The sequence below is a fragment of the Streptomyces sp. ActVer genome (assembly GCF_027270795.1).
Taxonomy (GTDB): Bacteria; Actinomycetota; Actinomycetes; order Streptomycetales; family Streptomycetaceae; genus Streptomyces; species Streptomyces umbrinus_A.
This window is the reverse complement of sequence record NZ_JAPWHT010000044.1, coordinates 17,280-37,889: the sequence shown is the minus strand read 5'-3', so window position 1 is coordinate 37,889 and position 20,610 is coordinate 17,280. Positions and strand designations below refer to the sequence as shown.

General features: G+C 70.2%; 19 protein-coding genes and 1 pseudogene. 13 read left to right on the top strand and 7 right to left on the bottom strand.

Annotated elements, in window-relative coordinates; genetic code table 11:
- Both O3Q52_RS10330 and O3Q52_RS10325 read right to left on the bottom strand, forming a co-directional pair.
- Positions 1-407, bottom strand: a pseudogene (locus O3Q52_RS10330) (hypothetical protein); the annotation flags it as partial.
- 68 nt (positions 408-475) lie between these two features.
- On the bottom strand, positions 476-1,804 hold the full coding sequence (locus tag O3Q52_RS10325; protein WP_269648519.1) for a DUF2252 domain-containing protein: 1,329 nt from the start codon (positions 1,802-1,804) through the stop codon (positions 476-478).
- Between the two features lie 248 nt (positions 1,805-2,052).
- Between O3Q52_RS10325 and dnaE the strand changes: the two genes are divergently transcribed.
- On the top strand, positions 2,053-5,592 hold the full coding sequence (gene dnaE, locus O3Q52_RS10320) for a DNA polymerase III subunit alpha (RefSeq protein ID WP_269648518.1): 3,540 nt from the start codon (positions 2,053-2,055) through the stop codon (positions 5,590-5,592).
- Positions 5,593-5,741: 149 nt separating this feature from the next.
- Here the strand turns inward: dnaE and O3Q52_RS10315 are convergent, their stop codons facing one another.
- Positions 5,742-5,921, bottom strand: coding sequence for a hypothetical protein (locus O3Q52_RS10315; RefSeq protein ID WP_143637796.1), 180 nt, complete (start codon positions 5,919-5,921; stop codon positions 5,742-5,744).
- Positions 5,922-6,145: 224 nt separating this feature from the next.
- Here O3Q52_RS10315 and O3Q52_RS10310 point away from each other — a divergent pair, with 224 nt between their 5' ends.
- From O3Q52_RS10310 to O3Q52_RS10295, 4 genes are all read left to right on the top strand, one after another.
- Positions 6,146-7,366, top strand: coding sequence for an NYN domain-containing protein (locus O3Q52_RS10310; RefSeq protein ID WP_269648517.1), 1,221 nt, complete (start codon positions 6,146-6,148; stop codon positions 7,364-7,366).
- A 328-nt stretch (positions 7,367-7,694) separates the two neighbouring features.
- Positions 7,695-8,726: an ABC transporter ATP-binding protein gene (locus O3Q52_RS10305; RefSeq protein ID WP_269648516.1), complete on the top strand. Its 1,032-nt coding sequence runs from the start codon at positions 7,695-7,697 to the stop codon at positions 8,724-8,726.
- Positions 8,727-8,796: 70 nt separating this feature from the next.
- On the top strand, positions 8,797-9,648 hold the full coding sequence (locus O3Q52_RS10300; protein ID WP_269648515.1) for an ABC transporter permease: 852 nt from the start codon (positions 8,797-8,799) through the stop codon (positions 9,646-9,648).
- Between the two features lie 34 nt (positions 9,649-9,682).
- Positions 9,683-10,318, top strand: coding sequence for an AAA family ATPase (locus O3Q52_RS10295; RefSeq protein WP_269648514.1), 636 nt, complete (start codon positions 9,683-9,685; stop codon positions 10,316-10,318).
- Between the two features lie 170 nt (positions 10,319-10,488).
- On the opposite strand, the gene ybaK is transcribed toward O3Q52_RS10295, so the two are convergent.
- The 4 genes from ybaK to O3Q52_RS10275 form a co-directional block, all read right to left on the bottom strand.
- Positions 10,489-10,992 (bottom strand): Cys-tRNA(Pro) deacylase, encoded by a 504-nt coding sequence (ybaK, locus tag O3Q52_RS10290; protein ID WP_269648513.1) that lies wholly within the window; start codon positions 10,990-10,992, stop codon positions 10,489-10,491.
- Between the two features lie 31 nt (positions 10,993-11,023).
- Positions 11,024-11,764 (bottom strand): LON peptidase substrate-binding domain-containing protein, encoded by a 741-nt coding sequence (locus tag O3Q52_RS10285; protein ID WP_269648512.1) that lies wholly within the window; start codon positions 11,762-11,764, stop codon positions 11,024-11,026.
- Between the two features lie 11 nt (positions 11,765-11,775).
- Entirely contained in the window at positions 11,776-12,831 is a 1,056-nt protein-coding gene (locus tag O3Q52_RS10280) for a hypothetical protein (protein ID WP_269648511.1), read from the bottom strand.
- Positions 12,832-13,004: 173 nt separating this feature from the next.
- Positions 13,005-14,588, bottom strand: a complete 1,584-nt coding sequence (locus O3Q52_RS10275; RefSeq protein WP_269648510.1) for an oxidoreductase — start codon at positions 14,586-14,588, stop codon at positions 13,005-13,007.
- A 213-nt stretch (positions 14,589-14,801) separates the two neighbouring features.
- Here O3Q52_RS10275 and hisD point away from each other — a divergent pair, with 213 nt between their 5' ends.
- The 8 genes from hisD to hisF are packed head-to-tail and all read left to right on the top strand — an operon-like array spanning position 14,802 to position 20,530.
- Complete coding sequence (hisD, locus tag O3Q52_RS10270) at positions 14,802-16,124, top strand: histidinol dehydrogenase (protein WP_269648509.1); 1,323 nt, start codon at positions 14,802-14,804, stop codon at positions 16,122-16,124.
- The gene (locus O3Q52_RS10265) at positions 16,121-17,236 is read left to right on the top strand and encodes a histidinol-phosphate transaminase (RefSeq protein ID WP_269648508.1); all 1,116 of its coding nucleotides are present in this window, start codon (positions 16,121-16,123) and stop codon (positions 17,234-17,236) included. Before hisD ends, O3Q52_RS10265 begins: the two co-directional genes overlap by 4 nt.
- The gene (gene hisB / locus O3Q52_RS10260; protein ID WP_269648507.1) at positions 17,233-17,835 is read left to right on the top strand and encodes an imidazoleglycerol-phosphate dehydratase HisB; all 603 of its coding nucleotides are present in this window, start codon (positions 17,233-17,235) and stop codon (positions 17,833-17,835) included. Before O3Q52_RS10265 ends, hisB begins: the two co-directional genes overlap by 4 nt.
- 4 nt (positions 17,836-17,839) lie before the next feature.
- Positions 17,840-18,004: a hypothetical protein gene (locus O3Q52_RS10255; RefSeq protein WP_200398857.1), complete on the top strand. Its 165-nt coding sequence runs from the start codon at positions 17,840-17,842 to the stop codon at positions 18,002-18,004.
- Positions 17,995-18,645 carry an imidazole glycerol phosphate synthase subunit HisH gene (gene hisH, locus O3Q52_RS10250; RefSeq protein ID WP_269648506.1) on the top strand — a complete coding sequence of 217 codons (651 nt, stop codon included), beginning with the start codon at positions 17,995-17,997 and terminating at the stop codon, positions 18,643-18,645. The genes O3Q52_RS10255 and hisH overlap by 10 nt, the downstream gene beginning before the upstream one ends.
- A gap of 3 nt (positions 18,646-18,648) precedes the next feature.
- A complete protein-coding gene (priA, locus tag O3Q52_RS10245) occupies positions 18,649-19,383 on the top strand; it encodes a bifunctional 1-(5-phosphoribosyl)-5-((5-phosphoribosylamino)methylideneamino)imidazole-4-carboxamide isomerase/phosphoribosylanthranilate isomerase PriA (RefSeq protein ID WP_269648505.1) in 735 nt (244 codons plus the stop codon).
- The gene (locus O3Q52_RS10240; RefSeq protein ID WP_269648504.1) at positions 19,380-19,778 is read left to right on the top strand and encodes a RidA family protein; all 399 of its coding nucleotides are present in this window, start codon (positions 19,380-19,382) and stop codon (positions 19,776-19,778) included. The genes priA and O3Q52_RS10240 overlap by 4 nt, the downstream gene beginning before the upstream one ends.
- Complete coding sequence (hisF, locus tag O3Q52_RS10235; RefSeq protein WP_266503221.1) at positions 19,775-20,530, top strand: imidazole glycerol phosphate synthase subunit HisF; 756 nt, start codon at positions 19,775-19,777, stop codon at positions 20,528-20,530. Before O3Q52_RS10240 ends, hisF begins: the two co-directional genes overlap by 4 nt.
- Positions 20,531-20,610: the final 80 nt, after the last annotated feature.

The window sequence follows — 20,610 nt, the reverse complement described above, 5'->3', positions numbered from 1 at the left end:
GGGTCCGCGTTCGCGAGCAGGGCCGCGGCGGGCTGTGTTTCGCCGCCCGTGACGCGCGCCAGCGGGGTGCCGACCTTGCCGCCGCACAGCACGTCGAAACCGACCGAGCGGAGCGGGCCGGCGACCGGGCCGCCCGCCTTGCCGTAACAGGCGTGCTGGCCGGCGGTGAACAGCGTGTCGGCGGCCAGCTCCAGCGGGATCAGCAGGGCGGCGATCCGCCCGAAGCCGCGCTCACGGCCCGCCAGCGCGTACGCGACGACGAAGACGGCACCCGCGACCACGGCCACGGTGGTCAGCGGCAGTGGGACCTGGGACAGCAGCACGTGCGACGCGGTGCTGAGCGTCACGACGAGTGCCGTGAACAGCGCCGCGCGCACGGCTCTGAGCTGGGTCCCGGATATGTCCATAGCGGAGGAAAGTGTCCCACGTACTCCTGTAAGAGGTCCCTAAAGGGTTCCTGTGCGTTGTGCGATGCCTACAGACCCGGAATCCGGCCGTTACGGAAAAGGTCCACGAAGATCTGGTGGTCGGCACGCGCCCGTGCGCCGTAATCATGCGCGAAGTCGACAAGGAGGTCGCCGAAGCTGTCCTCGTCGCCCGCGATCGCCGCGTCGATGGCGCGCTCCGTGGAGAACGGCACCAGCTCCGAGTGGCCGCTCTCGTCGTCCGCCGCCGCGTGCATGGTGGCGGTGGACCGGCCGAGGTCCGCGACGACCGCCGCGATCTCCTCCGGGTCGTCGATGTCGCTCCAGTCCAGGTCCACCGCGTACGGCGAGACCTCGGCGACGAGCTGGCCCGCGCCGTCCAGCTCGGTCCAGCCGAGCCACGGGTCCGCGTGCGCCTGGAGGGCGCGCTGCGAGATCACCGTGCGGTGGCCCTCGTGCTGGAAGTACTCACGGATCGAGGAGTCCGTGATGTGCCGGGAGACGGCCGGGGTCTGGGCCTGCTTGATGTAGATCACCACATCGTTCTCCAGGGCGTCGGTGGCGCCCTCCAGAAGGATGTTGTACGAGGGCAGCCCCGCCGAGCCGATGCCGATGCCACGGCGGCCCACGACGTCCTTCACGCGGTACGAGTCGGGGCGGGACAGGGACGCCTCCGGCAGCGTCTCCAGGTAGCCGTCGAAGGCCGCGAGGACCTTGTAGCGCGTGGCCGCGTCCAGCTCGATGGAGCCGCCGCCCGGCGCGAAGCGGCGCTCGAAGTCGCGGATCTCGGTCATCGAGTCGAGCAGCCCGAAGCGGGTCAGCGAGCGGGCGTCCCGCAGGGCGTCCAGGAGCGGGCCCTGCGCGGTGTCCAGCGTGAAGGGCGGCACCTCGTCGCTCTTGGCGCCCGTCGCGAGGGCGTGGATCCGCTCGCGGTAGGCGGCCGCGTACGTCCGGACGAGGTCGGTGATCTGTCCGTCGCTCAGCGCCTTCGCGTAGCCGATCAGGGCCACCGAGGCCGCGAGGCGCTTGAGGTCCCAGGTGAAGGGGCCGACGTACGCCTCGTCGAAGTCGTTCACGTTGAAGATCAGGCGCCCCTGGGCGTCCATGTACGTGCCGAAGTTCTCCGCGTGCAGGTCGCCGTGGACCCACACGCGCGAGGTGCGCTCGTCCAGGTACGGTCCGCCCCGCTTCTCCTGCTCCAGGTCGTGGTAGAAGAGGCCGGCCGTGCCGCGGTAGAAGGCGAACGCGGAGGCCGCCATCTTCCGGAACTTCACGCGGAACGCGGCCGGGTCGGCGGCCAGCAGTTCGCCGAAGGCGGTGTCGAACACGGCGAGGATCTGTTCGCCGCGTTGCTCGGCGCTGAGCTGCGGAACCGACATCGCTGGGTGCCTCCTGGTGCAGGTGGTGCATGACAAGTGGGACGGAACGTGCCGTCCGCCGGAGCGGATGTCTCCGTCATCTTCCAACGGACGAAGGTACGCGGGAGTGCCCGTTTTCCCCTCACGAAGGTACGGGGGAGACCGCTCCGAGTGTCAGTGCTCCGGCATAGACTTCGACGCTGTCCCCCGGACTGTGCGCAGCCTGTTGGGGAGCTCGTCGACGCCAGTTCTTCTTGGAGGCCGAAGCCGTGTCAAAGCCGCCGTTCACGCACCTGCACGTCCACACCCAGTACTCGCTGCTGGACGGTGCCGCGCGGCTGAAGGACATGTTCAACGCCTGCAACGAGATGGGCATGACCCATATCGCGATGTCGGACCACGGCAATCTGCACGGGGCGTACGACTTCTTCCACTCGGCCAAGAAGGCGGGCGTCACGCCGATCATCGGCATCGAGGCGTACGTCGCCCCCGAGTCGCGACGCAACAAGCGGAAGATCAAGTGGGGTCAGCCGCATCAGAAGCGGGACGACGTCTCCGGCTCCGGTGGTTACACGCACAAGACGATCTGGGCGGCCAACAAGACGGGCCTGCACAACCTGTTCCGGCTGTCCTCGGACGCGTATGCCGAGGGCTGGCTGCAGAAGTGGCCGCGGATGGACAAGGAGACCATCTCCCAGTGGTCCGAGGGGCTGATCGCCTCCACGGGATGCCCCTCCGGCGAACTGCAGACCCGGCTGCGCCTCGGCCAGTTCGACGAGGCGGTGAAGGCGGCCTCGGAGTACCAGGACATCTTCGGCAAGGACCGGTACTTCCTGGAGCTGATGGACCACGGCATCGAGATCGAGAGCCGGGTCCGTGACGACCTGCTGCGGGTGGGCAAGAAGCTGGGCATCCCGCCGCTGGTGACGAACGACTCGCACTACACGTACGCACACGAGGCGACCGCGCACGACGCGCTGCTGTGCATCCAGACCGGCAAGAACCTCTCCGATCCGGACCGCTTCCGCTTCGACGGGACCGGTTACTACCTGAAGTCGACGGACGAGATGTACGCCGTCGACTCGTCGGAGGCCTGGCAGGAGGGGTGTGCGAACACCCTCCTGGTGGCCGAACAGATCGACACGACGGGCATGTTCGAGGCGAAGAACCTCATGCCGAAGTTCGACATCCCCGAAGGCTTCACCGAGGTCACCTGGTTCCAGGAGGAGGTGCGCCGCGGAATGGAGCGCCGCTTCCCCGCCGGCGTCCCCGACGACCGCCAGAAGCAGGCCGAGTACGAGATGGACGTCATCATCCAGATGGGGTTCCCGGGGTACTTCCTCGTCGTCGCCGACTTCATCATGTGGGCCAAGAAGCAGGGCATCGCGGTCGGCCCCGGCCGTGGCTCCGCGGCCGGTTCGATCGTGTCGTACGCCATGGGCATCACCGACCTCGACCCGATCCCGCACGGTCTGATCTTCGAGCGGTTCCTGAACCCCGAGCGCGTCTCCATGCCCGACGTCGACATCGACTTCGACGAGCGTAGGCGCGTCGAGGTGATCAGGTACGTGACGGAGAAGTACGGCGCCGACAAGGTCGCCATGATCGGCACGTACGGCAAGATCAAGGCGAAGAACGCCATCAAGGACTCCGCGCGCGTGCTGGGCTACCCGTACGCGATGGGCGACCGGCTCACCAAGGCGATGCCCGCCGACGTCCTCGGCAAGGGCATCGACCTGAACGGCATCACCGATCCCAAGCACCCGCGCTACGGCGAGGCCGGTGAGATCCGCGGGATGTACGAGAACGAGCCGGACGTGAAGAAGGTCATCGACACCGCGAAGGGCGTCGAGGGTCTGGTCCGGCAGATGGGTGTGCACGCGGCCGGCGTGATCATGTCCAGCGAGCCCATCGTCGACCACGCCCCGGTCTGGGTGCGGCACACCGACAACGTCACGATCACGCAGTGGGACTACCCGCAGTGCGAGTCGCTCGGCCTGCTCAAGATGGACTTCCTGGGCCTGCGCAACCTCACGATCATGGACGACGCCATCAAGATGGTGAAGGCCAACAAGGGCATCGACCTGGAGATGCTCTCCCTCCCGCTGGACGACCCCAAGACCTTCGAACTGCTCTGCCGCGGTGACACCCTCGGCGTCTTCCAGTTCGACGGCGGCCCGATGCGCTCGCTGCTCCGCCAGATGCAGCCCGACAACTTCGAGGACATCTCCGCCGTCTCGGCCCTCTACCGGCCGGGCCCGATGGGCATGAACTCGCACATCAACTACGCGGAGCGCAAGAACAAGCGCCAGGAGATCACGCCGATCCACAAGGAGCTGGAGGAGCCGCTCGAAGAGGTCCTGGCGGTCACCTACGGCCTGATCGTCTACCAGGAGCAGGTCCAGAAGGCCGCCCAGATCATCGCCGGCTACTCGCTCGGCGAGGCCGACATCCTGCGCCGCGTGATGGGCAAGAAGAAGCCCGACGAGCTGGCGAAGAACTTCGTCCTCTTCCAGGAGGGCGCCCAGAAGAACGGCTACAGCGCCGAGGCGATCCAGGCCCTGTGGGACGTGCTGGTCCCGTTCGCCGGATACGCGTTCAACAAGGCGCACTCCGCCGCGTACGGGCTGGTGTCGTACTGGACCGGCTATCTGAAGGCGAACTACCCGGCCGAGTACATGGCCGCGCTGCTCACCTCGGTCAAGGACGACAAGGACAAGTCGGCGGTCTATCTCAACGAGTGCCGGCGCATGAAGATCAAGGTCCTGCCGCCGAACGTCAACGAGTCCGAGCAGAACTTCGCCGCGCAGGGCGACGACGTGATCCTCTTCGGCCTCTCGGCGGTGCGCAACGTCGGTACGAACGTCGTCGAGTCGATCATCCGCAGCCGCAAGGCCAAGGGGAAGTACGGCTCGTTCCCCGACTACCTCGACAAGGTCGAGGCGGCCGCGTGCAACAAGCGCACCACGGAGTCGCTGATCAAGGCCGGCGCCTTCGACACGATGGGGCACACCCGCAAGGGCCTCACCGCGCACTTCGAGCCGATGATCGACAACGTGGTCGCGGTCAAGCGCAAGGAGGCCGAGGGCCAGTTCGACCTCTTCGGCGGCATGGGCGAGGACGACAGCAGCGAGCCCGGCTTCGGGCTCGACGTCGAGTTCACCACCGACGAGTGGGACAAGGCCTACCTGCTCGCCCAGGAGCGGGAGATGCTCGGCCTGTACGTCTCAGACCACCCGCTCTTCGGCCTGGAGCACGTGCTGTCCGACAAGGCGGACGCGGGCATCGCCCAGCTCACCGGCGGCGAGCACTCGGACGGCGCGGTGGTCACCATCGGCGGGATCATCTCGGGCCTGCAGCGCAAGATGACCAAGCAGGGCAACGCCTGGGCGATCGCCACCGTCGAGGACCTCGCGGGCTCCATCGAGTGCATGTTCTTCCCGGCGACCTATCAGCTGGTGTCGACCCAACTCGTCGAGGACGCGGTGGTGTTCGTCAAGGGACGCCTCGACAAGCGCGAGGACGTGCCCCGGCTCGTCGCGATGGAACTCCAGGTCCCGGACCTGTCGAACGCGGGCACCAACGCGCCCGTGATCCTCACCATCCCGGCGCTGAAGGTCACCCCGCCGATGATCAGCAGGCTCGGCGAGATCCTCAGTCATCACAAGGGCGAGAGCGAGGTGCGGATCAGGCTCCAGGGCCCGAGCAAGACCACGGTCCTGCGGCTCGACCGGCACCGGGTGAAGCCGGACCCCGCGCTCTTCGGTGACTTGAAAGTGCTGCTCGGGCCGTCCTGCCTGGCGGGCTGAGGGGCAGCCGAGGTACCAGGAGGTCCGAACCGGTGGTCGAGGTACGACCTGAACCGGTGGGCGAGATACGAGAGGGGCACATCCGTCGCGGATGCGCCCCTCGTCGTGTGCCTGGGCTTCAGCAGCCCTCAACAGGCCTCGTACGGGCCTCAGTTGTGGCCGAAGCGCTTCTGGTGCTTACGGGCAACATCGGCGGGGCTGCCCTGGGCCTGCGACATCGGCGACTGCTGCGCCTCCGCCGAGGACCGGTCCGCCTGCTCCTGCGCGCGCTCAGCCTGCGAGGAGCGGTCCTGCTGCCCGCCCTGCTTGCGGTTCTTGTTCTTGGCCATGGTGATCTGCCTCCTACGGGGGATCTCGGGGCCAGGGCCGGGACCAGACTCACATACAAGGATAAGGGGCGCATTTCGGAGAATTACCGTGCGTAATAAGCCCTGTCGGTGAGTGATCTTCCGATCCGCCACGCCGAAGATCGAGTTCCGGCCGTTAACCTCCGCAGGGTCGGGCAGACTCGAAGGAAGCCCGAAGCAAACCTCCCGGAAAGAGGGTGGATCGCGTGGACCGCTGCATTGTCCTGGTGGACGCCGGGTACCTGCTCGGGGCTGCTGCCAGTCTCCTCGCCGGGGATTCCTCCCGCTCCCGGATCACCGTCGACCACGCCGCCCTCATCCAGGGCCTGCGCGAGCGCGCCGAGTCCGACACGGAACGGCCCCTGTTGCGCATCTACTGGTTCGACGGCGCCCCCGACCGCGTACCGCAGCCCGAGCACCGCAGACTGCGCGTGATGCCACGGGTCACGGTGCGCCTGGGCGCGCTGACCCGCAGCGACGGGCGCTGGGCGCAGAAGGGCGTGGACGCCGCCATGCACGCCGAGCTCACGGAGCTGGCGCGCAACCGTGCCTGCTCCGACGTCGTGCTGGTCACCGGGGACGGTGATCTGCTGCCGGGCATGATGGCCGCGAAGGAGCACGGGGTCGCCGTGCATCTGTGGGCCGTGCAGGCCGCCGACGGCGACTACAACCAGTCCGAGGACCTTGTCGCCGAGGCCGACGAGCGGCGGGTCCTCGACCGCATCTGGATCACCAAGGCCGTCCAGGCCAAGGATCTCGGCGGGGTCTGCGCGCCGCCGCCCGTTCCGCGGCCGGAGATCGCCGCGATCCTCTCCGCGCCGTTGCCCGAGTCCGCGCTGTCCTCCGCGGGGGAGCGGCCCTCGCGGGATGCCGAGCACGCGCAGGCCGCGCCGAGTGAGAACGGCACGGAGGAGAGGGCGCCGGCCGCCAAGGGGGGCGTTCCGACGCCCAAGGATCTGGCCGCGTTGCGGGCGCCCGGGACGCATGCGCATCCGCAGCCCGCCAACGCGACGCTTCGGTGGTCCTCCGACAAGGGGTGGGTCGACCGGCCTGGTACGGCCGCGGAGTCCGCGGAGGCCGCGCTGCTGCCCACGCTCGCGCAGCTCACGTCGGCCGAGCAGCGGTGGGCCGATCGTGAGGAGGACATCACGACGGTGGGTGGGGATCCGTACGAGGTCGGGCAGGTGTTTGCTCGGCGGTGGATGGGGCGGTTGTCGGACCAGGCCCAGTTGCAGAAGCTGTCGACGATGTATCCGCGGGTGCCGCATCGGATCGACGGGGAGTTGTTGCGGTATGCGGCTCGGTTCGGGCTGCTTGCGCACAAGGACGATCAGATCGATGAGCATGATCGGTATGCGATTCGGGCGGGGTTCTGGCGGGAGATCGATGTGCGGACCGCTGCCGAGCATGCTCCCGCGGGGGAGTAGAGGGTTCGGCTGAGGTTGGTTCGGCGCCGCCCCGGAGGGTTGTGGGTCGGCTGCGGGCCGGTGGGGGCTTGTCGCGCAGTTCCCCGCGCCCCTGACGGGGCGCGACCCGGCGTTGTTGTATGCGGCTGGGTTGGGGTTGCTCGCGCAGTTCCCCGCGCCCCTGAAGGGGCGTGACCGAGCGCTGTTCACTGCGGGCCGGTGGGGGCTTGTCGCGCAGTTCTTCGCGCCCCTTGCGGGGCGCTGGTCCGTGGCCCTGGTGGGGCCGATATTGGGCGTATGCCCGCCCCGGGCGTTGGTTTGGGGGTGGGACCCCGTACCCTCAGTCCTCGTGAGTACGCGCACCGCACAGGGAGTCCGGAACGGGCACGGTGGGGATGTCGTGTGCGCGGTGCGGGATCTGACGAAGACCTATCCGGCGGTGCGTGGGCGGCGCGGAGCACCCGGGACACCCGAGGTGCGGGCCACCGACGGGGTACGGATCGACATCCGGAGAGGTGAGATCTTCGGGCTGCTCGGACCGAACGGAGCGGGCAAGACCACCCTCGTACGGCAGCTGACGGGGCTGATGCGCCCCGACCGCGGCAGTGTCGAGATCCTCGGGCACGACATCGTGCGCCACCCCGAGCGGGCGGCGCGGATCCTGGCGTACCTGGGACAGGAGTCCACCGCGCTCGACGAGCTGACCGTGTCGCTCGCCGCGGAGACCACCGGGCGGCTGCGCGGGCTCGACGTACGCAGCGCGCGGGCCGAGCGGGACGAGGTCCTGGAGGAGCTGGGGCTCACTGCGCTGGCCGCGCGGCCACTGAAGAAGTTGTCCGGCGGGCAGCGCAGACTCGCTTGCTTCGCCACCACGCTCGTCGGCGCGCGGCCGTTCCTCGTCCTGGACGAGCCCACCAGCGGCATGGACCCCGTCGCCCGCCGCGCCGTCTGGGGTGCCGTCGACCGGCGCCGCGTCGAGCACGCCACGACGGTCCTCCTGGTCACCCACAACGTCATCGAGGCGGAGACGGTCCTCGACCGCGTCGCCGTCCTCGACCGGGGCCGTGTCATCGCCTGCGACACGCCCACCGGGCTGAAGGAGCAGGTCGCCGGCGAGGTGCGCCTCGAACTCGTCTGGCGCGAGCGGGCGCCCCTCGACGTGCCCGAGGTCGCCGCCCTGCGCGACCGGGCCGTAGAGTCGGGCCGTCGCTGGTCGCTGCGGCTCGCCCCCGATGAGGCCCGCGCGGCCGTGGCGGCCGTCACCGGCGGGGCCGCCTTCGCGGCACTGGACGACTTCACGCTCGCGACGCCTAGCCTGGAGGACGTGTACCTGGCACTGGGCGGCAGCGCCGGAAACGTACGGGGGTTGGTCAAGGCATGAGCGTGCGGGCCTCCACAGCCGTACGGAACAGGTACAGGACGACAGCCGAAGCGAACAGGAGCCGCTCGACGTGAGTGTCGTACCCGCCGAGGTCCTGCCCGGCGCAGCCCGTGCGGACGGGAGTCGGTCCGGTCATGGCACGGACACCGAGGACGGAGTCCGTGCCGTTGCCGGGCTCGGGCCGCGCGCGCGGCTGTGGCCGGCGCTGGCCGCCGTCTACCGGGCGCAGCTCTCCCGGGCCCGGGTGGCCCGGATCCCGCTGCTGTTCGTGGCGACCTTCCAGTCCGTCGGGATCATGGTCCTGATGCGCGGGGTCGTGGACGGCGGGGACGAGGCACGTGCCGTGGTGGCCGGTTCGTCGGTCCTCGTGGTCGCGTTCGTGGCGCTCAACCTGCTCGCCCAGTACTTCGGCCAGCTGCGCGCCAGCGGCGGCCTCGACCACTACGCGACGCTGCCCGTGCCGCCCGCCGCCGTCGTGCTGGGCGCGGCAGCCGCGTACGCCTCCTTCACCGTGCCCGGGACGCTCGTCACCGCCGTGGTCGGCTGCATGCTCTTCGGGCTGCCGCTGACCCACCTGTGGATCCTCCTCGCCGTCATCCCGCTCGCGGGCGCCGCGCTCGCCGGGCTCGGGGCGGCGCTCGGACTGCTCGCCCCGCGGCCCGAACTCGCCACACTGCTCGGACAGTTGGGCATGTCCGCCGCACTGCTGCTCGGTGTGCTGCCGCCGGACCGGCTGCCGACGGTCGTCCAGTACGCGCGTGACCTGCTGCCTTCCACGTACGGCGTCGAGGCCTTCGGGCTGACCTTCGGGGCGGACCCGGACTGGGCTGTCGTCCTGCTCGACCTCGCCGTGTGCGCGGGCGTCGGCGTCGCCTCGCTGGCCGTCGCGACCTGGGCCTACCGCCGGGCGGCCGTCCGGTGACGCGGCTGACAGGCAGGCCTGGCACGATGTCGGTGTGACCGCACCGCTGACTCCGCCTCCACAGCCGAACCACCAGCCTCCGCACCACGTCTGGCAGGCGCCGCCCCCCGGGTACGCGCCTGTTCATGAGGAGGACGGCCCCGGGATGAAGACCGAACTGCGCGAGGCCGCCGTCATCACGGTCGCGACGGCGATCGGCGGCGTGCTGCTCGGACTGCTGTGGTGCTGGCTGGCGCCGCGGGTGCCGCTGGTCTCGGACGGCGCGGCGGTCTACCCCAAGGACGTGGAGGGGGAGCAGGTCATCGGCGTGGACGGCACCTTCTCCCTGCTCGCGGTCGGCTTCGGCCTGGTCACCGCGGTGGTGGTCTTCCTGCTGCGGCGGCGTGGCGGCATCCCGCTGATCGTCGCGCTCACCGTCGGAGGCATCCTCGCCTCCCTGCTCGCCTGGCGCCTGGGCATCTGGCTCGGCCCCACCCAGGACGTGATCGCCCACGCCAAGGAGGCAGGCAAGGGCGTCACCTTCGACGCCCCCCTCGTCCTCAACGCCAAGGGCGCCCTGCTCGCCTGGTCCGTCTCGGCCCTCCTGGTCCACCTGGGCCTGACGGCTCTGTTCGCCCCAAGGGACCCGGATCCGTACGACCAGCCCCAGTTCCCTCACAGCGGCCCGTAAGGGGCGCGGGGAACTGCGCGAGCAACCCCCACGCACCCGCAGCTGAAAACGGTCCTATGCCGGCCGATGCCCGTGGTTCGACCGGCCCTTCTTGACCCGCCACTTCCTCTTACGCGTCTTCTTCGACATGTCCTGGGTACTTAACCGAGAACCGGCCCCCCGTCGAGGGGTCACGCACGCCCGACGGGAGCCAGAACCGCATCCGTGAGCTTCGCCAGATCCTCCGGAGCAAGCTCCACCTCAAGCCCCCGCCGCCCCGCGGACACACAAACGGTGGCGTGGGCCGAGGCCGACGCGTCCAGCACCGTACGCAGCCGCTTCCGCTGCCCGAGCGGCGAGATACCCCCACGCACGTACCCGCTGGAACGCTCCGCGGCGGCCGGATCGGCCATCGCGGCCCGCTTGCCGCCCACCGCCGAGGCCAGCGCCTTCAGGTCGAGCGAGCCGGCCACCGGCACCACGGCCACGGTGAGCTCCCCGTCGACGTCCGCGACCAGGGTCTTGAAGACCCGGTCCGGGGAGACGCCCATCGCCTCGGACGCCTCCTCCCCGTACGAGGGGTGCGAGGGGTCGTGCTCGTAGGAGTGGACCGTGAACTCGACGCCCGCCGCGGTGAGCGCCACGGTCGCGGGCGTCCCGCCCGACTGCTGCTGCTTCTTCGACTTCTTCGCCAAGACCCGTGCCCTTTGCCCTCGGTGGTCCACGTCAGTTGAGACTCGTCGGCCCCCGCGTCAGCTCCGACGCGGGCAGCGACGGCAGGTTGCGGATGATCGCGGTCTCCGCACGCAGCAGCGTCAGCTCCTCGCGGAGGCGGGACGCCGTGTCCGGGGCCTGGAGCAGCCGCTGTTTCGCCGGTACGTCGAGCATCGCCGCGGCGGCGACCAGGTACGAGACGACGGCCGGCTCGTCCGGCAGCTCGGCCCCGGTCGACAGGGACCGTTCCCGGGCCCCCGCGAGCCGCTTCTGATACTGCCGGAAGGCCCTCAGCACCCCCTCGGCCAGTGCGCCGGCCTCCTCGCCCGGGTCTTCCTCCAGCTCCTCCAGTTCGGCCGTCAGAAAGGCACCGGAGGCGTCCACGGAGAGCAGCCGTACCCGGGTCGTCCCGGTGGCGAGCACCTCGAAGCTGCCGTCGGCCCGTTCCCGGATGGTCGCGGCGTCCGCGACGCACCCGACCTCGTGGAAGGCCTTCGCCGCGTCGTCGCCGCAGCCGGCCGCGGGCCCGCGCTGGGGTACGGCGGTCTGGTCCGGCATGCCGGGCGCGGTGGACGCGACCTCGTGGCCGTCGCGGATGGCGACGACGACGAACCGGCGTGGATCGTCCTCGGGGGTCTTCAGGAGCTCGCGCATCATCGCGCGATAGCGCTCCTCGAAGACGTTCAGGGGCAGTACGAGCCCGGGGAACAGCACCGAGTTCAGGGGGAAGAGGGGGAGCCGGACGGTGGTCACGACGAGAAAGCCTAATGGTCACCGGAGCGCGCGCGTCCGCCGTGCTCACTCCGTGGATACGGAAGATCCCCGTTGCGTAGTTTCAGGGGCATGCCCGAAGCCACCTCGATCCGTATTCCGTCGCGCAGTTCGAGGAACTGGCCGAGCGGGTCGTCCGAGACGCGGCCCCAGGGGAACGAGGTGGCGTACGGCCCGATCCGGTGCAGCTCGACCAGTGCGTCCTGCCAGCGTTCGAGGCGGATCAGCACGTAGGTGAGCAGGTTGCGGACCTCCGCGGGCCACGGGTCGGCGTCCGCGTACTCCCCGGAGACGGCGATCGCGAGGTCGGCCGCCGCGTCGAGGCGTTCGCGCGGCACGGCCGCTCCGCCGCCCTCGGTCAGATAGGCGAAGGCCGCGCGCACCGGCAGGGCCTGGACGAGGGAGCCGGGCAGCGCGTCCTGGGCGGCCCGCTCGGCGAAGTCGAAGCACTCGCGGTGCGAGCCGTACCAGGCCGCGGACAGGTACTGGAGGGCGGCCGCATGGCAGCCGTAGTGGTGCGGGGAGCGTCGTACGGCCTCGGCCCACAGCCGTTCGAACGCGGTGTGCGGGGTGTTCGTGCCCCGGGCGTGGTCGAGCGCGATGCGCCACGGCACCGGGTCGCGCGGGTCGCCCTCGGCGGCCGCGGTGATCAGCGGCGCGACCTGGCGCAGCAGCTCGGCGCGGGCCGGTGACTCCCAGCCCCGGCACACCGCGAGCTCGGCCTTGACCAGCAGCGCGTCCGGGTCGTGCGGGGCGTCGGTGCACCAGTCGTCGAACCACTCCGTCCGGGAGCGCGCGAAGGCGGCGAGCCGGGTCGCGTACCGGTCCCGGTTCTCCCACTCGGCGGCCTCCCGGGTGGTGGACAGCAGCTTCGCCGCGGTCCCGTACTCGCCGCGGCCCGCGGCGACGAGCGCCGGTCCGAGCCGCTCGTCGGGCGCGTCGAGCAGTACCTCGTCGTCGGCGGGCAGACCGGCGGCGAGGCGCGAAGTGTTCCGCGCCATCCGTGCCGTACGGAGGAACGCGCGCAGCAGTGCCATGGTGGTGCCCATTGAAAACCCGCAGGTCGGACGGGTGCCAGGGGGTACGCGGTGACGCTTTTGTAACCATGGTTTGGTTGCGTGCGAAATGGTCAAGGCCAGGTAAAAGGTGACTGTTGTTCATGTGTCAAGCAGTTGTGCGCGGCCCGGGAGAGAGGCCTGCTCAGCCTCTGCCCGGCCCCTGCTCATCCTCTGCGCAGCATCCGTGTCGCGCCCGCCGCCACCGTCGTGGCGAGGACCCAGCCCAGCAGGATCACCACCGCGGACAGCCACTGCCAGCCGCCCCGCAGCTGCCAGTAGCCGACCTGGCCGAGATCGATGACCGGCAGCAGCAGGTCCAGGGCGAACAGCGACGGGTTCCACGGCGGATGTTCGCCGCTTTTGAGCGGCGGATGGTCGGCATGTGCGAAGGCTATGGAGGTCGCCGCCCACAGCACGGCCATCCACACGGCCGCCCGCCCCGGCCGGTACCCGTAGGCGACCGTCCAGTCCTGCGCGTACCCCCAGAGCTTGGCGGCGATCGGCAGGTTCTCGCGTCGGTGGCGCTGCTTGGCGAGCAGCACCTCGCGGGCGTCCTCGTCCTCGCCGCCGTTGCGCAGCACGGTCGCCAGCCGCTCGTACGGCTCCGGGTTGTACTCCGGGGTCGCCGCGGCAACCCACTCCAGGCGCCGGGCGGGCGGGAACGGGCCGCGCGGCACGAGGTACTCGTACTGGAAGCCGCCCATCTGCAGCTGGCCCGCGCCCGGCCAGCTGGTCGCCTGGTCCATCAGGTTGACCACCTTCGCGCCGTTCAGCACGACCCGTCCGCGCTGTGGCCGCTCGCCGAGGAAGCGCAGCTCGGGCACCTGGACGCGGCGCAGCGAGACCTCCTGGCCGTCCCGCAGGACGAGGCGGGCCTGCTCGAAGTCCACCGCGTCCCCGAACCGGCCGTCGTCGAGCCGGATCCCGCCCTCGCACTCGAACCGCTGGACGCGGGTGCCGCGCGCCGGGGTGCGGCCGCTGGTGTGGACGGGGTCGCCGACGCTCGCCGGGGTCAGGTACAGCGTGCGCTCGACGGTCAGCTGCGGTGCGTTCAGCGCGCGGCGGCTCCCGTACGGGTTGGCCAGCCGGCTGCCGCGCAGGCTGAGCGAGACGCCGACCTTCGCGCCGCGCAGGCTCAGCTCGCCGTGCGACTCCAGCATCTCGGCCTGGAGGTCCTGCCCGACGGTCATTCCGTCGCCGGTGAGGGAGCGGCCGCGCCGGTCCCGGTAGACGATCGCCTGGTTGAGCAGCAGGTCCGTGCCGATCTGCGCGTCCGTGAGACGTACGCCGTTGTGGAAGCGGCAGCGCGGCAGATGCAGATCGCCCTCGGTGTGCACCCGGGCCGCCTCAAGGCGCGGCACGGCGCAGTCCACCAGGCGCACGGTCGTGAACCGGGCCTCCGGCAGCAGGACCTCCTTCTCGAACCGGCAGCCCTTGATCTCGACGTACGGCTCGATCGTGCCGCCCGCGAGGTCGAGCACGTCGACGATCTGGACGCCGGTCAGTTTGAGCGAGGCGACGCGGCCGTCGGGCGCGGGCGGTCCGTCCAGCAGCAGCCAGGCCACTATCCGGGCGCGCACACAGCGCTCGGGGCCCCATGGATGGCCGCCGTGCGGATCGTCGACGGTCGGGTCCCCGGCGCGCAGGTCGTACACGCTGCCGTTGCGGAACGCCTGCCACATCCCGGCTTCGGTGGCGGTCAGGTCATCGGGCAGTTCTCCGGCGCGGACGCCGGCCCCCTGGGTCACGGTCTTCCCTTTCTCCCCCGCTACTCGCGGGTTTCGTACAGTCGTTCCTGTGATGCCCGCTGGGTGACTGACTGAACGCCACCGGTGAAGGTGATCTTCCGGAACCCGCGCCAGGAACGAAAACGGGCCACGCGCCCACCGGCGATCCACGGCCCGTATCAGCGATTGATACAGCCGTCCGGCGCCCGATCCCCGTCTGAGAGAATTGTCTGTGTGATCTCCCGAATCGATCTGCGCGGCGACGCCCTCCCCGAGGGCTCCGCCCTGCGCGACCTGCTGCCCCGAGCCGACTTCGACGTTTCGGCCGCACTGGAGAAGGTGCGTCCGATCTGCGAGGCCGTGCATCATCGGGGGGACGCGGCGCTGATCGACTACGCGGAGAAGTTCGACGGCGTGCGCCTGGAATCCGTCCGCGTCCCGGCGCGGGCGATCACGGAGGCACTGGAGCAGCTCGATCCGGCCGTCCGCGCGGCCCTGGAGGAGTCGATCCGCCGCACCCGCGTCGTCCACCGCGAGCAGCGCCGCACCACGCAGACCACCCAGGTCGTGCCCGGCGGCTCGGTCACCGAGAAGTGGGTGCCGGTCGACCGCGTCGGGCTGTACGCGCCCGGCGGCCGGGCCGTCTACCCGTCGTCCGTGATCATGAACGTGGTGCCGGCACAGGAGGCGGGCGTCGAGTCGATCGCCCTCGCCTCCCCGGCCCAGTCCGAGTTCGGCGGCCTGCCGCACCCGACGATCCTGGCTGCCTGCGCGCTGCTCGGGATCGACGAGGTGTACGCGGCAGGCGGCGCGACCGCCGTCGCGATGTTCGCGTACGGCACCGAGTCCTGCGCGCCCACCAACATGGTCACGGGCCCGGGCAACATCTGGGTCGCCGCCGCCAAGCGCTACTTCGCGGGCCGGATCGGCATCGACGCCGAGGCCGGTCCGACCGAGATCGCGATCCTCGCCGACGAGAGCGCCGACCCGGTGCACGTCGCGTCCGACCTGATCAGCCAGGCCGAGCACGACCCGCTGGCCGCCGCCGTCCTGGTCACCGACTCGGTCGCGCTGGCCGACGCGGTGGAGAAGGAGCTGGAGCCGCAGGTCGCGGCCACCAAGCACATCGAGGACCGGATCGTCCCGGCGCTGGGCGGCAGGCAGTCCGCGATCGTGCTGGTCGACGGCGTGGACGAGGGCCTGCGGGTCGTCAACGCGTACGGCGCCGAGCACCTGGAGATCCAGACCGCCGACGCGAGCGCGGTGGCAGGCCGGGTCCGCAACGCCGGCGCGATCTTCGTCGGCCCCTGGGCGCCCGTCTCGCTGGGCGACTACGCGGCCGGCTCCAACCACGTACTCCCGACCGGCGGCTGCGCCTGCCACTCCTCGGGTCTGTCGGTCCAGTCGTTCCTGCGCGGGATCCACATCGTCGACTACACGCGCGACGCCCTCGCGGAGGTGGCCCACCACGTGGTGACGCTCGCCGAGGCCGAAGACCTCCCCGCCCACGGTGCCGCCGTCAAGGCAAGGTTCGACTGGAAGGTGCCCAGCAAGTGACCGGCATCGACGACCTCCCCGTACGCGACGAGCTGCGCGGCAAGTCCCCGTACGGCGCGCCCCAACTCGACGTCCCCGTACGGCTGAACACGAACGAGAATCCGTACCCGCTGCCCGACGCGCTCGTCGAGCGGATCGTCGAGCGCGTGCGCGAGGCGGCCCGGAACCTCAACCGCTACCCCGACCGGGACGCGGTCGAGCTGCGCACCGAGCTGGCCAAGTACCTGACGAAGACCGGCAAGCACGCGGTCGGCCTCCAGAACGTCTGGGCGGCCAACGGCTCGAACGAGGTCATCCAGCAGCTGCTGCAGACCTTCGGCGGGCCCGGCCGCACGGCGATCGGCTTCGAGCCCTCGTACTCGATGCACGGCCTGATCTCGCGCGGCACGGGCACCGGATGGATCTCCGGCCCGCGCAACGAGGACTTCACGATCGACCTCGCGGCCGCCGAGCAGGCGATCGCCGAGAACAAGCCCGACGTCGTCTTCATCACCACCCCCAACAACCCCACGGGCAACGCCGTTCCGCCCGGGACGGTCCTCGCGCTGTACGAGGCCGCGCAGGCGGCGAAGCCGTCGATGGTCGTCGTCGACGAGGCGTACATCGAGTTCAGCCATGGCGACTCGCTGCTTCCGCTGCTCGAAGGTCGGCCGAATCTCGTCGTCTCGCGGACGATGTCGAAGGCCTTCGGCGCGGCCGGGCTGCGCCTCGGCTATCTCGCCGCGGACCCGGCGGTCGTGGACGCCGTCCAGCTCGTACGGCTGCCGTACCACCTGTCGGCCGTCACACAGGCGACCGCGCTGGCCGCCCTGGAGCACACCGACACCCTGCTCGGATACGTCGAGCAGCTGAAGACCGAGCGGGACCGGCTCGTCCTCGAACTGCGGGCGATCGGCTTCGACGTGACCGAGTCCGACGCGAACTTCGTGCAGTTCGGGCGGTTCGACGGGGAGAACGGGTCGCACACCGCCTGGCAGAAGATCCTCGACCGGGGCGTCCTGGTCCGGGACAACGGCGTACCGGGGTGGCTGCGGGTCAGCGCCGGAACCCCCGCCGAAAACGACGCGTTCCTCGACGCGGTACGTGAACTGAAGAAGGAGCAGAGCGCATGACTCGCGACGGGCGTGTTGGAAGAGTCGAGCGGGTGACCAAGGAGACGTCGGTCCTCGTCGAGATCGATCTCGACGGAACCGGCAAGGTCGACGTGTCGACAGGAGTCGGCTTCTACGACCACATGCTCGACCAGCTCGGCCGGCACGGTCTGTTCGACCTGACCGTGAAGACCGAGGGCGACCTGCACATCGACTCGCACCACACCATCGAGGACTCCGCCCTCGCGCTCGGCGCCGCCTTCAAGCAGGCGCTCGGCGACAAGGTGGGCATCTACCGCTTCGGCAACTGCACGGTCCCGCTGGACGAGTCGCTCGCCCAGGTGACCGTCGACCTCTCAGGCCGCCCGTACCTCGTGCACACCGAGCCCGAGAAGATGGCGCCGATGATCGGCGAGTACGACACGACGATGACCCGGCACATCTTCGAGTCGTTCGTCGCGCAGGCCCAGATCGCGCTGCACGTCCACGTGCCCTACGGGCGCAACGCGCACCACATCGTGGAGTGCCAGTTCAAGGCGCTCGCCCGGGCACTGCGGTACGCCTCCGAGCGCGACCCGCGCTCCGCCGGAATTCTTCCCTCCACGAAGGGCGCGCTGTAAAGCCATGACAGGCCTCAACACCATCCTCATCGTCGTCGGGCTCTTCCTGCTCGGCGGCGTCTACTCCTTCATCAAGCAGCAGATGCCGAAGGGACTCATCGTGCTGCTGTCGATCGGCGCCGGCATGTGTCTGGTCGCGGGCGTCCTGAGGCTGGAGGTGTGGAATTGAGCTCCCCTTCCAAACGAGTAGTTGTCTTTGACTACGGCTTCGGGAACGTGCGCTCGGCGGAACGCGCCCTCGCGCGCGCGGGTGCCGAGGTCGAGATAACACGTGACTTCGACAAGGCCATGAACGCGGACGGCCTGCTGGTGCCTGGCGTCGGTGCCTTCGCCGCCTGCATGAAGGGGCTCAAGGAGGTGCGCGGCGACTGGATCGTCGGCCGTCGTCTCGCCGGTGGCCGCCCGGTCATGGGCATCTGCGTCGGCATGCAGATCCTCTTCGCGCGCGGCATCGAGCACGGCGTCGAGACCGAGGGCCTCGACGAGTGGCCCGGTTCGGTCGAGCCGCTGCAGGCCGACATCGTGCCCCACATGGGCTGGAACACCGTCGAGGCACCGGCGGGCTCCCAGCTCTTCGCCGGCCTGGACACGGACGCGCGCTTCTACTTCGTGCACTCGTACGCCGTCCACGACTGGAACCTCGAAGTCGCCAACCCGGCGATGCGCGAACCGCTCGTCACCTGGTCGACGCATGGCAAGCCCTTCGTGGCGGCCGTGGAGAACGGCGCTCTGTGGGCCACGCAGTTCCACCCCGAGAAGTCCGGCGACGCCGGAGCGCAGCTGCTCACCAACTGGATCGGAACCCTGTAGACCATGGCCAAGCTCGAACTCCTCCCCGCCGTCGACGTCCGTGACGGCCAGGCGGTCCGCCTCGTCCACGGCGAGTCCGGTACGGAGACCTCGTACGGCTCTCCTCTGGAGGCGGCCCTCGCCTGGCAGCGGGCGGGTGCCGAGTGGCTGCACCTCGTGGACCTGGACGCCGCGTTCGGCACGGGCGACAACCGTGCGCTGATCGGCGGGGTCGCGGAACGCATGAAGGAACTGCACATCAAGGTGGAGCTGTCCGGCGGCATCCGTGACGACGCCACGCTCGCCGCGGCCCTCGCCACCGGCTGTACCCGGGTGAACCTCGGCACGGCGGCCCTGGAGACCCCCGAGTGGGTCGCCAAGGTCATCGCCGAGCACGGCGACAAGATCGCGGTCGGTCTCGACGTACGCGGCACGACCCTGCGCGGCCGCGGCTGGACCCGCGACGGCGGCGACCTCTACGAGACGCTGGAGCGCCTCAACAAGGAGGGCTGTGCGCGGTACGTCGTCACGGACATCGCGAAGGACGGCACGCTCCAGGGCCCGAACCTGGAGCTGCTGAAGAACGTGTGCGCGGCGACGGACCGCCCGGTGGTGGCGTCGGGCGGCGTCTCGTCGCTGGACGACCTGCGTGCCATCGCCGAGTTCGTGCCCCTCGGCGTCGAGGGCTCGATCGTCGGCAAGGCCCTGTACGCGAAGGCGTTCACCCTGGAAGAGGCCCTGGAGGCGGTGGCCAAGTGAGCGGTCTGCGACGCGTCTCGACCGGAGCCCCCTGGGAGGATGCCTTCGGGTACTCCCGCGCGGTGGAGCTGCCGAACGGGCTGGTGCTGGTCTCCGGCTGCACGTCGATAGTGGACGGTGAGATCGCCGGAGGCGGCCCGTACGAGCAGGCGGTCAACGCGTTCAAGGTCGCGCTGGCGGCGCTGAAGCAGCTGGACCTGGGCCGCGAGGACGTCGTACGGACGCGCATGTACCTCACCCACGCCCGGGACGTGGAGGACGTCGGACGCGCTCACAAGGAGCTGTTCGACTCCGTCCGGCCCGCCGCATCCATGATCATCGTCTCCGGTTTCGTGGACCCCAGCCTGGTGGTCGAGGTCGAGGTGGAGGCGTACCGAGAGGCACCCGAGTCATGACCCTGGCCGTACGAGTCATCCCCTGCCTGGACGTCGACAACGGCCGGGTCGTCAAGGGCGTCAACTTCCAGAACCTGCGCGACGCGGGCGACCCCGTCGAGATGGCCAAGGTGTACGACGCCGAGGGCGCCGACGAGCTGACGTTCCTGGACATCACCGCGTCCTCGGGCAACCGCGAGACCACGTACGACGTGGTGCGCCGTACCGCCGAGCAGGTCTTCATCCCGCTCACCGTGGGCGGCGGCGTCCGCACCGCGGAGGACGTGGACAAGCTGCTGCGGGCGGGCGCGGACAAGGTCGGCGTCAACACGGCCGCCATCGCCCGCCCCGACCTGATCCGCGAGATCGCCGAGCGCTTCGGGCGGCAGGTGCTGGTGCTGTCGGTGGACGCGCGGCGGACCCCCGAGGGCACCTTCGAGGTGACCACCCACGGCGGCCGCAAGGGCACCGGCATCGACGCCGTCGAGTGGGCGCACCGGGCCGCCGAGCTGGGTGCGGGCGAGATCCTGCTCAACTCGATGGACGCCGACGGCACGAAGGACGGCTACGACATCGAGATGATCGAGGCCGTACGGAAGCACGTCACGGTGCCGGTGATCGCCTCCGGCGGAGCGGGCCGGCTGGCCGACTTCCCGCCTGCTGTCGCCGCGGGCGCGGACGCCGTGCTCGCCGCGTCCGTCTTCCACTTCGGCGACCTGCGGATCGGCGAGGTGAAGCAGGCGTTGCGGGAGGCGGGGCATCCGGTGCGGTGACGCCCCGGAGACTCGTTCACGCATAGGAGAGGTTTCGGTAAGCCCCGGTCACCTGGTGGCCGGGGCTTACTCGTGGCGAG

Bases quoted from the DNA above. Each gene is read 5' to 3' on its own strand.
- hisF (WP_266503221.1), top strand. From the start codon at position 19,775: ATGACCCTGGCCGTACGAGTCATCCCCTGCCTGGACGTCGACAACGGC.
- hisB (WP_269648507.1), top strand. From the start codon at position 17,233: ATGACTCGCGACGGGCGTGTTGGAAGAGTCGAGCGGGTGACCAAGGAG.
- O3Q52_RS10280 (WP_269648511.1), bottom strand. From the start codon at position 12,831: ATGGGCACCACCATGGCACTGCTGCGCGCGTTCCTCCGTACGGCACGG.
- priA (WP_269648505.1), top strand. From the start codon at position 18,649: ATGGCCAAGCTCGAACTCCTCCCCGCCGTCGACGTCCGTGACGGCCAG.
- O3Q52_RS10325 (WP_269648519.1), bottom strand. From the start codon at position 1,804: ATGTCGGTTCCGCAGCTCAGCGCCGAGCAACGCGGCGAACAGATCCTC.
- O3Q52_RS10315 (WP_143637796.1), bottom strand. From the start codon at position 5,921: ATGGCCAAGAACAAGAACCGCAAGCAGGGCGGGCAGCAGGACCGCTCC.
- O3Q52_RS10255 (WP_200398857.1), top strand. From the start codon at position 17,840: ATGACAGGCCTCAACACCATCCTCATCGTCGTCGGGCTCTTCCTGCTC.